Source organism: Corynebacterium sp. SCR221107 (genome assembly GCF_027886475.1).
Taxonomy (GTDB): Bacteria; Actinomycetota; Actinomycetes; order Mycobacteriales; family Mycobacteriaceae; genus Corynebacterium.
On the sequence record NZ_CP115670.1, the window covers coordinates 2,885,510 to 2,899,577 of the forward strand.

At 63.3% G+C, this 14,068-nt stretch carries 14 protein-coding genes; 6 read left to right on the forward strand and 8 right to left on the reverse strand.

Annotation, left to right across the window (positions count from 1 at the left end; translation table 11 throughout):
* Positions 1-454: 454 nt before the first annotated feature.
* The 5 genes from PAB09_RS12580 (at position 455) to PAB09_RS12600 (ending at position 4,763) form a co-directional block, all read left to right on the forward strand.
* Positions 455-907, forward strand: coding sequence for a MarR family winged helix-turn-helix transcriptional regulator (locus PAB09_RS12580; RefSeq protein ID WP_271033974.1), 453 nt, complete (start codon positions 455-457; stop codon positions 905-907).
* A 94-nt stretch (positions 908-1,001) separates the two neighbouring features.
* Positions 1,002-1,961 (forward strand): universal stress protein, encoded by a 960-nt coding sequence (locus PAB09_RS12585; protein ID WP_271033975.1) that lies wholly within the window; start codon positions 1,002-1,004, stop codon positions 1,959-1,961.
* Between the two features lie 13 nt (positions 1,962-1,974).
* Positions 1,975-2,664 carry an SDR family oxidoreductase gene (locus PAB09_RS12590; RefSeq protein WP_271033976.1) on the forward strand — a complete coding sequence of 230 codons (690 nt, stop codon included), beginning with the start codon at positions 1,975-1,977 and terminating at the stop codon, positions 2,662-2,664.
* A gap of 79 nt (positions 2,665-2,743) precedes the next feature.
* Positions 2,744-3,205: a hypothetical protein gene (locus PAB09_RS12595; protein ID WP_271035400.1), complete on the forward strand. Its 462-nt coding sequence runs from the start codon at positions 2,744-2,746 to the stop codon at positions 3,203-3,205.
* Between the two features lie 106 nt (positions 3,206-3,311).
* Complete coding sequence (locus tag PAB09_RS12600; protein ID WP_271033977.1) at positions 3,312-4,763, forward strand: lamin tail domain-containing protein; 1,452 nt, start codon at positions 3,312-3,314, stop codon at positions 4,761-4,763.
* A 93-nt stretch (positions 4,764-4,856) separates the two neighbouring features.
* Here the strand turns inward: PAB09_RS12600 and trhO are convergent, their stop codons facing one another.
* Positions 4,857-5,795: an oxygen-dependent tRNA uridine(34) hydroxylase TrhO gene (trhO, locus tag PAB09_RS12605; RefSeq protein WP_271033978.1), complete on the reverse strand. Its 939-nt coding sequence runs from the start codon at positions 5,793-5,795 to the stop codon at positions 4,857-4,859.
* Between the two features lie 36 nt (positions 5,796-5,831).
* Here trhO and PAB09_RS12610 point away from each other — a divergent pair, with 36 nt between their 5' ends.
* Complete coding sequence (locus PAB09_RS12610) at positions 5,832-6,638, forward strand: Fpg/Nei family DNA glycosylase (protein WP_271033979.1); 807 nt, start codon at positions 5,832-5,834, stop codon at positions 6,636-6,638.
* Positions 6,639-6,722: 84 nt separating this feature from the next.
* Here PAB09_RS12610 and PAB09_RS12615 read toward each other — a convergent pair whose 3' ends face one another.
* The 7 genes from PAB09_RS12615 to PAB09_RS12645 form a co-directional block, all read right to left on the reverse strand.
* On the reverse strand, positions 6,723-7,262 hold the full coding sequence (locus PAB09_RS12615; protein WP_271033980.1) for a VanZ family protein: 540 nt from the start codon (positions 7,260-7,262) through the stop codon (positions 6,723-6,725).
* A 113-nt stretch (positions 7,263-7,375) separates the two neighbouring features.
* Positions 7,376-8,911 carry an ATP-binding cassette domain-containing protein gene (locus PAB09_RS12620; protein WP_271033981.1) on the reverse strand — a complete coding sequence of 512 codons (1,536 nt, stop codon included), beginning with the start codon at positions 8,909-8,911 and terminating at the stop codon, positions 7,376-7,378.
* On the reverse strand, positions 8,908-9,582 hold the full coding sequence (locus PAB09_RS12625; RefSeq protein WP_271033982.1) for an ATP-binding cassette domain-containing protein: 675 nt from the start codon (positions 9,580-9,582) through the stop codon (positions 8,908-8,910). The genes PAB09_RS12620 and PAB09_RS12625 overlap by 4 nt, the downstream gene beginning before the upstream one ends.
* Positions 9,518-10,870: an ABC transporter transmembrane domain-containing protein gene (locus tag PAB09_RS12630; RefSeq protein WP_271033983.1), complete on the reverse strand. Its 1,353-nt coding sequence runs from the start codon at positions 10,868-10,870 to the stop codon at positions 9,518-9,520. Before PAB09_RS12630 ends, PAB09_RS12625 begins: the two co-directional genes overlap by 65 nt.
* Before the next feature lie 63 nt (positions 10,871-10,933).
* Complete coding sequence (locus PAB09_RS12635; protein ID WP_271033984.1) at positions 10,934-11,929, reverse strand: ABC transporter substrate-binding protein; 996 nt, start codon at positions 11,927-11,929, stop codon at positions 10,934-10,936.
* A 113-nt stretch (positions 11,930-12,042) separates the two neighbouring features.
* A complete protein-coding gene (locus PAB09_RS12640; RefSeq protein ID WP_271033985.1) occupies positions 12,043-12,846 on the reverse strand; it encodes an ABC transporter ATP-binding protein in 804 nt (267 codons plus the stop codon).
* Positions 12,846-13,883, reverse strand: coding sequence for a FecCD family ABC transporter permease (locus tag PAB09_RS12645; protein WP_271033986.1), 1,038 nt, complete (start codon positions 13,881-13,883; stop codon positions 12,846-12,848). Before PAB09_RS12645 ends, PAB09_RS12640 begins: the two co-directional genes overlap by 1 nt.
* Positions 13,884-14,068 lie beyond the last annotated feature (185 nt).

Here is a 14,068-nt window from a genome sequence, read left to right on the forward strand (position 1 = left end):
AGAAGACAGGTTTCAAGCTCATCGCCGTCCGTCCACCCGACGCATAAGCCTTTCCTATTAGGTGCGGCTTGGCTTTCTGCTTTGCCTCTCACCTATCAACCGAGATACTCCTGCACATCTTCCCATCGATGCCACCATTTCGCTGACCGATATCCCCTCCATCGGGCAACGCAGTTCGAAGTTCCGCTCATACAATATATGTCTCCGCCCAGCAGGGTTCTCACGTTCTCTTCCTCATACTTTCCTGCCTCACACTTTCCCCTTCCTGCCTCATCCAGTAGATCTCAGTTCGATTCAGATACCTCACTTGTGGCTTTCGAGGAGATGTTTTTTACCTGCTAGATCACCAAGTAAACGTCGGAAAGCAAACAAAACCGCAGCTTGCAAGACATAAATATCGATTACTTTGTTGTACAAATCTATCTACCGCTGCAGATTCTTATAGAATGCTTACATGACCTCACAGACCCCATTAGAAATTGCCGCCGAGATCCGTCCGGCGCTGACCCAGCTTTACGTGCTGTATTTTCGTCAGGCCGAACAGTCCAAGCTCACCGGGCCGCAGCTGACGATCATGACCCGCCTCGAATCCGAGGGGCCGGCACGCATTAGCCACATCGCCCAGACCGAAGGCATTCGCATGCCCACCGCCTCCAATGCCCTGCACCAATTGGAAGAACGCGGCATGATCGAGCGCGTCCGCGACGAGCAGGATCGCCGTGGCGTGAAGGTAAAGCTCACCGATGAGGGGCGCGCCGAGTTGGCTCGCGTCGGACAGGAACGCACCGAGCACCTGGCCAAGATGCTAGAGACCCTGTCGCCTGAGAGTTTGGAAATGGCTGGAAATCTCGCACCCGTAATCAATGAATTGGCCAAGGCATACTCTGATAACCTTAAAGGTCAGTAGCGCCCTTAACCGATTAGTTATCCGTTCTTAACTGTGGTTTTACGATCGGAGGGGAGCTTGAAGCGCACGACTGGTTTGTTGAGTATCCCCTTCCATGACAAAGAAGAATTCCGCACAGGACCGTACTGCACCGCCCAAGTCCCCGATTAGGGTGCTCGTGGCGTGGTCACCGAACTCCGGCGGCACCGAGACCATCGAGGTTGCCGCTTGGCTGGCCCGCACCACGGAAGTCGAGATCCGCTGTGTGACCACCTTCCTTCGCCCCTGGCCTTCGCCTTCCATCACCAAGCTCGGCGAGAAGTACAAGCGTTGGTTCAAAAAGGAAGCCGCCCGCCTCGAGAAGGTAGTGCGCGCTGAACTATCCAAGGAGGGAATTGAGGAGTCCTCCTTGGCCAAAAAGGTTTCCATCTTCGCCGACGGCTCCAACGAAGCCGCGCTGTTGGCGCAGGCAGCCGCCGATTTCGAGGCCGATGTCATCCTACTTGGTTCGGGAGCCACTGCCCCCAAGGGGCGCTTCCTTCCTTCGACCACGGCGGAAACCCTGCTGCATTCTTCGCCCATCTCTCTGGGACTGGCACCGCGGAGTCCCAAGCTATCCAAACGTGGCATTACCCGCCTCAACTACGCGCATGTCGATGACAGCGATCCCACCCAGCATCTGCTGCGCCTTGCGGCCATGGCCGAAAGTTGGGGTGTTCCGCTGCGCATCGTGGCGCTCTCGCCCTCCGGATTCGGGCAGGCGCCGGTGACCCAGTCGCTCGAGCTGCCAACAGACTTGGCGTTGGAATGGCGCGAGAACACGTGGGCGATCCTCGATCGGCTAGGCGATCGCCTGCACGAGCACTTCCCCGAGTTGGCCGTGGAAACAGAGGTGGCCTCCGGTTCGGGTTGGTCGGGCGCGCTCGACGCGGTTAAGTGGAAGAAGGGGGATCTGCTGTGCCTGCGCTCTACTCCCATGCGTGCCCTTGAGCGGGTGTTCGTGGGATCCCAGGCAGCCGAGATCCTGCCCCACGTGCGCGTGCCCGTGTTGATGCTGCAGGAAGTTGCCGACTAGGAGGATCTGAATCGTGAACGACCACTCGCCTTCCACCGCTCCGATCGCCGTAGTCACCGGTGCCAGCCGTGGCGTCGGCCTGGCCGTATCGCTTGCGCTTGCCGACGCCGGCTACCGCGTCAAGGCTCACTACCGAAGCGCCCTGCCAGAAGGCCTCGATGGAAATGGCGCTATCGAGTGGTGGCAGGCCGATTTCACCAGGCCACTGGCCGGGCAGGTGCCGAGCTTTGAGCAGGTTGATGCCCTCGTCCACTGCGCCGGGGTATGCAGCCTCGGCACCACCGAGTCTTCCAGCCGCGCCGAGTGGGAGCACCACATGACGGTCAACCTCCATGCCCCGGTGGAGCTGACGCAGATGTTACTGCCACAGCTTCGCCAGTCCCGCGGGCAGGTGATTTACATCAACTCCGGTGCGGGAAAGCGTGCCAACCCCAATTGGGGGGCTTATGCGGCGAGCAAGTTCGCCGCCCGTGCGTGGTGCGATGCGCTGCGCGCCGAGGAATCCTTACTGCGCGTGACCGGCATCTTCCCAGGTAGAATCGACACCGACATGCAGCGGGCCATCGTGGCCAGCGAGGGCGGAACCTATGATCCGGCACAATTTCTTGCGCCGGAAACGGTAGGGCGCAGCGTTCTCCATGCCCTGAATACCCCTAAAGATGGGCATATTCATGAGATCATCTTGCGCCCGGGGGCACACTAGGAAGATGATTTTTCTCACGGGGCCGTAGTGGCTTCGCCAGTGTCCGGTAGGGAGGAATTATTCGGTGAACAGCATTCATATGGGACATCCGGAAAATGATCTTTCCTCGGATGCCGATTATGCCAACCGTTTTAGGCCAGCCCCGACGACCTTCGACGAGCTCGCCGACGCCCCCGATCCCCTGCTGATTGCAAAAAAGAACAAGCGCTCGACCAAGCAGGCGATTATCTATGCCTTCGCGGTCATTTTTGGCACCGTGCTCATCGCATTCCTGCTTGCCCTCGTCGCCCGCGCACAGGGCGGCCCGCTGTGCGAGTCTGGGCAGGCGACGTGGATCTGTTCGCGTTCGGCACAGATCTGGTGGCCGCTGGCCACGAGCCTTGTGCCGGTGTGGGGCACGATTGGTTGCGGTGTCATCTTGTACCGCAAGTACATCAATTACATTCGCTGGCGCCCGTGGATGGGCACGTTTTGGACGCTGATTCCTTGGTCGATGTTGTGGATGACCACCACTTTCCAGATGGCGATTACCGGGCATTAGTACCGGCAGCACTTCGCACCAGAGTTTTGCCTCCAGTTCATCTTGCGGTTACTGAAGCTTCTTAACCTTTTCGGGGTCATGAACCCGGATTTGTTTGGAGGCCCTTGTGCGTCATCGTCTCGCTTTATTCAGTGCCGTAGCTACGGCGTTTTCCCTAATCGGCACCGCCACTGCGGTAAGCGCCACCGCCACCCCAGCCCCCAGCGTTGTCATCAACGAGGTGGAGTCCAACGGCGATACCGTGGGCGACTGGGTTGAGCTGCACAACACCGACACCTCCCAGTCGGTCGACATCTCCGGCTGGTCCCTCATCGACGGAGATGCCTCCCACACCCCCATCACCTTCCCCGCTGGCACCGTCATTGAATCGGGTGGGTATTTCGCCTTTTATACCGACACCGATTCTTCACCCGATGGCAACACCTTCGGCCTCGGCGGCAAGGACTCCGTCACGCTTTCCGACGCCGCCGGCGCGCAGGTCGACAGCGTGTCGTGGACCGAACATGCCACCACCACGCTCGGACGCACCGACGCGGGTGCCATCGAGGTGACCTCCGCTCCCACCCGCGGCCTGCGCAACGATTTCACCCCGGCTACCCCGAACACCCCGGAGGATGCCCCCTTTAGCCCGGCTGGCCTTTCCATCAAACCAGTCGAACTCGGCGAATCCTTCGCCGCCGAGGACTTCTCCGGCGCCGATGTCGATGCCGCAGGCCGCGCTTGGGTCGTCAACAACGATAAGGGCGAGCTCTACGCCCTCGATTTCGACGAGGCCACCGGCGCCTACTCGGTCGCAGGCCACTGGCAGCTGCGCTATGCCGACGGCACCGGCGAGCCCGACGCCGAGGGCGTCACCGTCACCGACGAGGGCATCTATGTCGCCACCGAGCGCGACAATGCCACCAAGACCGTCTCGCGCCCATCCATCCTGCGCTTCGATGTCCCCTCCGCTGACCAACCTGCCGAACTCACGGCGACCAACGAGTGGAACCTTGCGGAGTTCACCGGCACGATCGGCGCCAACGGCGGCCCCGAGGCCATCGAGTTCGACCCCGCCACCGGCACCTTCGGGGTGGGCATCGAATCCACCGCGGAGGTCATGTTCCTGAAGCTGGATCGCGCAGGCAATAAGGCCACGCTCACCCAGCGCATCGCCACCGGCTTCGAAGCCGTGGCCTCCCTCAACTATGAGGATGGCGCGTTGCGCATCTCCTGCGACGACGCCTGCGAGGGCCGGTCCGCCATTGTGGGCTCCGACGGCACGCTTTCCTATCAGGCCCGCCCGACCGGCATCGACAACCTGGCCACCGAGGGCTTTGCCAGCTTCGCCACCAGCTGCGGCACCCGGTACCTGTGGGCTGATGACGGCGCCACGCTCGGCTCCGGCATTCTCGCCGCACAGACCTACACCTCGCCATGCAAGCAGGACACCCAATCGGATGACCAGGGCGCGGGCAGCTCCACGAGTGTGCTGGGTATTGTCGCCGTGCTGGGAGTAATCGGCGCCTTGATCGCCGCACTTTTCAACGCCTTCCTGCAGCTGCCGCACCTCGGCTAAGCCTCGAAGGGGGTCACCTCACCCCGTGGCCTTCAATAAATCAAGCCCCTACCCAGCAAGAAGGCAAGGTAGGGGAATCGTCGGCAAGCGCGCTCAGGCGTGCGCCGCTTCGGCCGTCATGCGGGCTGCCACCTCAGCGCACTCGGGCCTGCCGCAATGGCGGGTCTCGAGGTGCTCGTAGCAGTCGGGGCACATGAGCACGAGGTCGCGGCAGTTATCTTCGTTGATGCAGTGCTCGAACTTATTCGTGGGCTTGCCGCACTTGCAGTGCCCCAGCTGGATGAATCCGGGGTCTTCGATGCCTGCGCCGAATTCCATGTGCATGCGTTTGTCGAAGACGTAGAGCGAGCCCTCCCACAGCCCGTCATTGCCATATTTCTCGCCATAGCGGACGATGCCGCCGTCGATCTGGTAGACCTCCTTGAAGCCGCGGTTTTTCATCAGCGAGGACAGGATCTCGCAGCGAATGCCGCCGGTGCAGTAGGAGACGACGGGCTTGTCCTTCATCCAGTCGTACTTGCCGGACTCGAGTTCACGAATGAAGTCGTGGGTCGTGCGCACGTCGGGGACCACGGCGTTTTTGAACTTGCCGATCTGCGCCTCCATCGCGTTGCGTCCGTCGAAGAAGACGACCTCGTCGCCGCGCTCTTCGACCAGTTTGTTGACCTCCTCCGGTTTGAGGTGCACGCCGCCGCCGATGACGCCATTTTCGTCCACCTTCAGCTCACCCGGCGCGCCGAAGGCCACGATCTCGTCGCGAACCTTGACGGATAGGCGCGGGAAATCCTCCGCCCCGCCCTCGGACCACTTGAATTCGGTGCCCTTGAAGCCGGGGTATTCGCGGAAGCGCTTGATGTAGGCCTTGCAGGCATCCATGTCGCCGCCGACGGTGCCGTTGATGCCGTGTTCGGAGATGAGGATGCGGCCCTTGAGCCCCAGCAGCTCGCAGAGCTCGCGCTGCCACAGCATCACCGCCTTGGGGTCGGCGATCGGGGTGAACTTGTAATAGAGGAGAATCTTGCCAACAGTCACGCTCTCATCCTAACCCGTGGCTTAAGATGTTTGTCCATGCCCGAAGGTCACGTTATTCACCGTCTTGCGCGAGAGATCAATTCCCATTTCGCCGGTACCGCGCCGGTGGTCACGTCCCCGCAGGGCCGTTTTTCGGCCGAGGCCTCGCTTATCGACGGCCATAGGTTGGCAGCCGCCGAGGCCTTCGGCAAGCACCTGTTCATCGAGTTCGATGCCCCGACCCCGCAGCGCATCGTTTCCATCCACCTGGGGTTGATCGGATCCCTGCACTTCGACCCGCCGTCCGAGACCAAGGGGCAAATCCGGCTGCACATCGAAGGCGGTGAGGTGGCGGCCAATCTGCGCGGCCCGCAGTGGTGCCGGCTCATCACCGATCAGGAGCAGGCCGTGGCCGTCGGCAAGCTGGGCGCGGACCCGCTGCGGCCGGACGCGGACTTTGACGCGGTGAAGGCTAAGGTCGCGCGCTCGTCGCGTTCAATCGGCTCGCTGCTCATGGACCAGCATCTTTTTGCAGGTGTGGGCAATATCTATCGCGCGGAGACCCTGTTTCGGCTGGGTATTGATCCGATGACCCCCGGCCGGCAACTAGGCCCCCGCCTCGATGCGATCTGGGAGGATCTGGTGGGGCTCATGCGCTACGGCGCCAAACGCGGTCGAATCGATACGGTGCGCCCGCAGCATACCCCGGAGGCGATGGGGCGCCCGCCGCGCAAGGACGATCATGGCGGGGAGGTCTACGTCTACCGCAGGGCCGGGCAATCCTGTTTCGTGTGTGGCACCTCGATCGAGCACGTGGTGTTGGAAGGCCGCAACCTGTTTTGGTGCCCCGGCTGCCAGAATTAGCTCCACGCGCGGGGCAGCCGTGGCATGCCGAAGGAAGAAAAAAAGGGTGCTTCCCTTTTCGGGAACCACCCACGGCATCGGCGTTTAGTCAAGCAGATAGGTCGAGCTTGCCAGCATCAGGGCCAGCACCAGCACAGAACCCAACAGCGAGAAGGCTGTCACTATGCCCCGCTTGCGAGCGCCCAACCGGATAAACAGCACCGCACCCACGACGGCGCCGACGGAGTTGAACATGAGGTCATCAACATCCGAATAGCCCACGGCCAAGGCAAACTGTGCGACCTCGATGCAAAGGCTCAGGCCGATACCGATGACGACGGCCCAGACGGCGGGATGCCGGGTGCTGCTGCGCTGGTTGAGCCAGCCGGTAATCAGAAACGACAGAGGGACAAACATCACGATGTTGCCAATCGTGTTCGTCCACGGACCCCACCACACCGAATAATGTTGCCAACTGTAAAACGGTTGGAGGTTGAGGGAGCGATGCCCGGCGTGCGCGGAGGTAGACCACAGGCCGCCGAGACTGAGCTCGCCTTTGAACAGGGTCAGCGCCACCACGAGTAACGCCACCACTGCCAGCGTTACCGTGATCGCCTTGTGTGAGGCCATTCGTGTAAACGTCATGGGAACCGAGGCTAGGCAGGACTACTGTGAGCAAGCTGTGATTGTTATTCCATTCAACTGCCAACTTGCGGACAACAGCTTTCCCCGCATGATGCCGAAAAAACCTCCTTAATTTAGCTGTCAGCAAAGACGACGTGTTGATGTGCAAAGGGGATCGAATCAGGATCGTGGGCAATCTCGACGATGATTGCCTGCGGCAGGTACGTGCGGATCCCTAAGCGCACCCGAGCCGCAAGCGCTCGATCGAGATGGGCGGTGGGCTCATCTAAAAGCAGGATCTCGGGCTTGGCCAGCAAGGCTCGGGCTATTTCCACACGGGCGAGCTGCCCGCCGGACCACTGCCCCATCGGGGAGTCAAGCCCGCGTTCTGCGACATGTTCGCCGAGTTCCACGATGTCGAGCACCCGCGCGATCTCCGCGTCGGCATGCTTGGCGCCGAGCGTCAGGTTGAAGCGGACGGTGCCGGGGAAGGTCACCGCCTTCTGGGGCACGAACATGACGTGGCAGCGAAGCTGATCGAAGCCAATTGAGCGCACGTCGATGCCGCCTATCGTTACTGTCCCTGCGGCATCCAAGGTCATGGCCGAGCGCAGAAGCCTCGTCTTGCCGACTCCCGATGGGCCGGTGATCACCGCGTAGTCGCCGGGTGCCAGCGTGAGTGGTTGCCCGCCGTTGAGCCCTGGGGCCATAAGCTCACACACCCCACCCGGCCATGGGTGTGGCGGCGTATTCATGGGAGGTTGCGCCAGGTGTCGTACCCGCCGCGCCGATGCCAACGCCGCGGACAGGCTTGGGGCTAATTGTTCGATGGCGGCGACGTGCATGCAGGCGGTGAGAGTGATGAGCGCGGCCATAAGCGCCTCGGGCCACGGCATGCCGATGCTCACCATCAGGGATGCCCCACCGAGGCTTGCGCCGGCGCTCAACCCGGCGCGCACCCCTGACCAGCGGGCAAGGGTGCCAGCCGCCTGGAGGAGGCGGTTGTCGGTATCGGCGATGCGCGCGAGCTGGCCTTCTTGCATGTGGTAACCCACCACCTCGGCGTGCCCGAAGACGACGTCGGTGACTTGGTGGGTAAGCGTGCCCCGGGATAAAGCCACCGCCTCGTTGGCGCGAAACATGGGTGCCAGCCCGGTGGCCGCGGCCACCCACACCACGAGGCCGGAGGCGATCGTGATTGCGGCGGCTGCGCCGTTGCCGGTCGCCGCACAGGTTGCCGCCGCGGCAATGAAGGGGGCGAGCCCGGCGCTGAGAATCGGCACGAGCGTATGGGCGTAGAAGACCTCCAAGCGGTCGATGTCTTTGGTCAGGCGCTCGACGATATCGCCTGTTGTTCGGCGGTCGGTGTCGGCACCTTGATCACCGACGGTTGTGGCCAGTGCCGCAAACGCCTGCGCGCGCAACTGTTCTAAGACCTTGAACGCAACCCAATGCCCGCAGAATTGTTCGCCATATCGCAGCAAGGCCTTAAGCAGTCCGAAACCTATCACCAGCCACACCAGCCGCCAGTCGCGTTCGCTGATGGCGACAACCGCAGCACACACCATCGCGAGGTAGGCAACGAGACCGAGGATTCTTTGTAATCCGCTGGCAACCAGCGCGCCTGTAAATCCTCGCGTGGCTTTGAAAAGCCAGCCAAAGGTGCTCATCGCAGGCCGCCTCCCCGGTGCCCGTCGTTTTCAGCTGCCATGGTGATGACCTGTGCATTCGGCAGGCTGGCGGTGGGGTGATGGGTGACCATGACCACGGCGTGGGTGGCCGCAAGCTGGCCAAGCAGCGCCATGATCTCCGCGTGGGTTTCCGGGTCGAGGTTGGCGGTGGGTTCGTCGCACAGTATCACCCCTCGCCCGGACAACAAGCCGCGGGCGAGGCTGATTCTTTGGGCCTGACCGGCGCTGACGAAGGCGGCATCCTCACCGATCGGGGCATCGAGTCCTCGCTGTGCGACGACATCCTCCATGTGCACTGCGTCAAGCGCTGCCGTGATCTGCTTATCGCTTGCGTCTGGGGCGGCCAGCAGCAGGTTCTCGCGCAGCGTCCCGGTAAATAGCCAGGTGCGCTGGGAAATGAGCGCGCTGCCTTGGCGTGGGCGAAGCACCGTTCCGGCTACCGGATCCAGCGCGCCACCGAGGACGGCGAGCACGGTGGACTTGCCCACGCCCGACTTCCCGCGCACCACCACCGGGTGCCCGGGGCGGGCCTGGAAGCTCATATCCCGCGCAAGCACCTTGTCCCCGCGGGCGATGCTGGCGCGGTCACTGAGGACGGTATCGAATCCGAGAGTAAACCTTGTCCCCGCGGGCGATGCTGGCGCGGTCAAGGCCCACGATGGGTTCGGTCGTCCAGGTAACGCGCGCGTGCGCAGCTGTGGGATCCGTCACCGGTGCGGGGGCATGGCCTTCAGCCTTTTGCGTGCTTTCATGCCTTGTCGTGCCTTCCGTCCTGTGGTCAGTTGTGCCGCCGGGCTCAACACCCACGGCGGCTCCCGTGCCCGCACCGCGACTGGGAGCAACCCGAGCCCGGAAACGCCCCATCGCGGCGCCCGCGGCGCGGCCGGTCATACCGATGTAGAAGAAGCTGCCCACCAACTGCAGGGGGCTCGTCAAAGCGATGCTGGCCAGTAGCAATGCTGCGGCCTGCCCGTTGGTGATCGCGCCTGTTGTCAGCCGCCAGGTTGCCATGATGACGGTGACGGCGATGGTGCACAGTGCAAACGCTGCCTCGGAGACAAACAGCACGAGCTGGTTGCGGGACAGCAGCTTCATGGTGGCCAGGCGATTGCGTTCGCCGGCGTTTTCCAGCTGGGCGTGGATGCGTTCGGTTGCCCCGTGGCGCTCGATGGTCTCTAAACCGCGCACCATCGCGGTGAACTGGGCGGCCAGCGTGGCGCGCATGCGCCGGGAGCGCCCGGCGTCGGCGCGGAACTTCTTCTGAAACCACCCGATAACAACAGGTGCCAATACCAGCGCGGCGGCGGTTGCCAGTGCGCTTGCCCAGTCCACGGCGATTCCCAGCAAAATCAGCACCAGCACCGGGCCTGCGACCGCGCCGAGGATGAGTCCCTGAAATCCATAAGTGTTGTTCGTGTACTTCTCCACGTCGTGGGTCATCAAGGCGACATCGGCACCCGCTCCCGCCTCAGGCGCGCGGTATTCGGGCTGCGACCACAGCGCGCGCAGCAGCCCGGCGCGCACCCCTTTTTCGGCCGCGCGGGGTTGACGCTGCTGATGGTAGGCGGAAAGGGCCTGGGCGAGGGCGTAGCCGAGCACGCCTGCGGCGATGAGCACTGCGGCCCGGTGGCCGTCGATAAGCATGCCAATCCCGATCGACCACCCTGCCCACGCGGCATAACGCACGATAGTCGCGCCCGCTATCACTCGCGCTGCCCGTGTCTTCCACGAGGTCTTCAGCGTTGCCAGCAAAGCCGAACCCTGCTGTGCGGCATGGGGATGACCATGCTGGGTGCCCTGCGGGTGAGCATGCGGGTGCGCCTCCGGATGCCCGGTCTCTGGCCCGCGCGGGTGGCTATGCGGGCTGCTATGCGGGGGCGCCGTGGTAGAAGGCGTGGGCGGGTGCTGCCCTGTGCGGTGGCCGGTCGGGTGAGTCATAACCGTGGATTCTATTCCTCTCATCCCTGTCGGCGTCCTTTTGCGGATCCGTTTTCTTCGCTGTTAGCTCTGTTCGATCACGTCGATGATCTGGCCGAATCCGATTGCGGTATTCAGCGCTGAGATCCCCGAGGCATCGCTTTGGGCAATCACGTGAACCTGATTGTTCTTGATCGCCGGGACCTCTGCCACGGCGGGGTTCTTCAGCAGCTCCTCGAAAGGCGCACGCCCCTGGCCTTGGAAATCCTCGAGGAATAGCACGTCCGGATTGGCGGCGAGCAGCTGTTCAGCGTCGATCGGGCGGGTGTTGGTGACCCCGATGCGGGCGGCGGCGTAGTCCGCACCCGCACGCCCGATGAGCCCAGGCAGCATGAGCGAGTCATCCATGGCCATGACCTGTGGCCCGCGGGACATGAGCGCAAGCGCGCGTGGGTGCTTGCCGACGCCCTCAGCGCGCGCTTGTTGTCGCGCGATGTCTTTTTCGAACTGGGCCGCCTTTTCCTCAGCCACCGCCTGCATGCCGACGGCCGCGCCAATCGCGCGGGTGGCCGTGGCAACGCCCTCCGGGGTGGTGAAGTCGTCGGGGTCGATGACCAGTGACCGTACCCCGGTTGTGGCAAGCTGGTCCGCCAGGGACTTCTCGCCGCCGTGCCGGGTGGTGGCGATGACCAGGTCTGGTTGCAGCGCCAAGACCTGCTCGACCTCGGGGTCGGTGCCCGGAGGCAACGTCGCCTCCACCGCGCTCGCGGCCTGGGCCACCGGGCCCGGCGCGGACTTCAAGCTGGCAGGCACCGCCACCACGCGATCCCCGCCGGTGAGGCTTAGGACGATACCGGCTACATCGCTGGTCACGGCGACGATGCGCTGCGGGGCCTCGGCGGCGTCGGCAGCACCGGATTTACTCGCGGCGCTGGTCATCCCCGCAGGTGCCGCAGCACTGGACTCGGGGCCGCCGTTGGCACCCTGCTCGCCAGGCTCGCTGCTTCCGCAGGCGCCTAAGAACACGGTGACAGTGAGGACAAGGGGCAACAGCCCGCGGCGGGATCGGATGGCATTCATTGGCAAAGTAGAGTCCTTATCTAAATCAGAGTGAGTCTTGTTCTTTCAGTGAAAAGTTCATTGAGCTTTGGCGCGGGGTAGTGCATGCCCCACGGCTGTTTTCTTGCAGGGCGCTACAAGGGATGGACCTCAACAAACCCCAGGCTTGGATGCCTTCCCACGGTGACCTCCACCCCGAAGGCCTGACGGATGTGATCGGGGTGGAGCACCTCGCCGGGGCTTCCGCGATGGGCGATCCCTCCGTCATGGACGAGCAGCATCTCGTCGCAGTAGCGGGCGGCGAGGGTGAGATCGTGGACGACAATGATCACGCACCGGCGCGGATCCGCCCGCACCCACGGGCCAAGCAGTCGCATGACCTGGGTTTCGTGGGCGATGTCGAGGGCGCTGGTAGGTTCATCGAGAAGGAGGATCTTAGGCTCCTGGGCCAACGCCCGGGCCAGGCTGCTCAGCTGCTGCTGCCCGCCGGAGGTCGCGCACACCGGGGTGTCGGCCCATGCGATGGCGCCGCTTTGTTGCAGTGCCTCCGCCACCGCCTGCTCGTCTGCGGCGCTGAGCCCGGCGAAGCGGCGCGAACGTGAGTAGCGCCCCAGACGCACAAAGTCCCGCCCGCTGCATTCCACCGCCTGTGGCAGGTGCTGGGGCACATAAGCGATCTCACAGGCGCGCTCGCGCGGTGACAACGTCCTAGCATCGCGTCCGTCGATAAGCAGCCCACCGGTGCTAGGAACCAGCCCCGCGATGGCCTTGATGAGGGTGGATTTTCCCGCCCCGTTGGCCCCAACAATCGCATGTACCGCACCATAACGGAATTCGTGGCTGACGTGTTGCAGGATCTTCCTGCGCTGGCGCCGGTTGCGGTAGCCTGCGGCAAGATCGTCGATCCTAACCGCAACGGTGGGGTTATCGTTCTTCATCAACCTGCCTCCGGGGACTGCTGATGGGTGGTGTGGCGCATGACGAGGAAGAGGAGGAAAGGCGCACCCACCAATGCGGTGACGGTGCCGGTTTGGAGTGCAACCGGCTGCCAGACAAGCCGCGCCCCGAGGTCTGCCACCAGCAGCCCGGTGGCCCCGACCAGCGCGGAGGCGGGTAGCAGGAGTCGGTGATCGCTTCCCCAGATAAGTCGCACCACATGCGGCACCACCAGCCCGACGAAAGAGATGATGCCGGTGATGGCAACGCCGGCGGCGGTGGTCAGTGCGGCTGCGAACAAGACGATCTGCTTGGTGCGCGCAACCTGCATGCCGGAGGTGTGCGCGATCGCCTCGCCTGCCGCCAGCAGGTTGAGCTCTCGCGCATAAAACATGACCGCAAGCAGGCCCGCGGCAAGGGGGACTGCGACTAGGGCGGCGTCGGCAAGCGTGCGCCCGCTTAAGTCGCCGTTGAGCCAGAACATTGCCGAACGTGCATCCTCGGCATTGACGGCATTGGCGATCACCGCGGCGATGATGGCCCCGAGCAAGGCGTTGAGCGCAATTCCCACCAGCAAGATCGTGTGCGTGCCACCGCGCCCGCCGATGAACTGGACGATGAGCACCGCGATGAGCGCACCGGCGAACGCGCCAAAGGGCAGCAGGAATGAGTGGGCGCAGCCCCCGAAGACGATCATCACCACCGCCACCACCGCGGCGCCGCTGCTCACACCGGTAATCCCCGGTTCGGCAAGCGGGTTGCGAAAGACCGCTTGCATCGCCGCCCCTGCCACCGCTAGGCTCGCCCCCACCATCACGGCGACGAGCGTCCTAGGCAAGCGCACGGCGACGACCAAGGCATTGGCCGGATCCTGTGGTTCACGCAGCGCTTGCCATACGAGGCCCGGTTGAAAACCCAGCGGCCCTAGGCTCGTGCCGATGAACATGGCCACCGCCAACACGCACCCCAGCGCCGCGAGGACAAGCACGCGGCTGCGCCCCCGCGGGGCAGCTATTGCCCGTGCCTGCTCCGTTTCCATCCGCCACTCCCAACACAACCAGCTTAATGAAAATTCAATCCTTTAAGAAAAGTAAGTTGAGGATAGCCACAATAAAACCTGCTTCGCAAACGCGCACGCCACCCCGGACTACGCGCGCCGACATGCTCCGCCAACGCTTGAGGACTCATCGACCCGAACAAGGCCGATGAGCGTCCCCTCAAGCC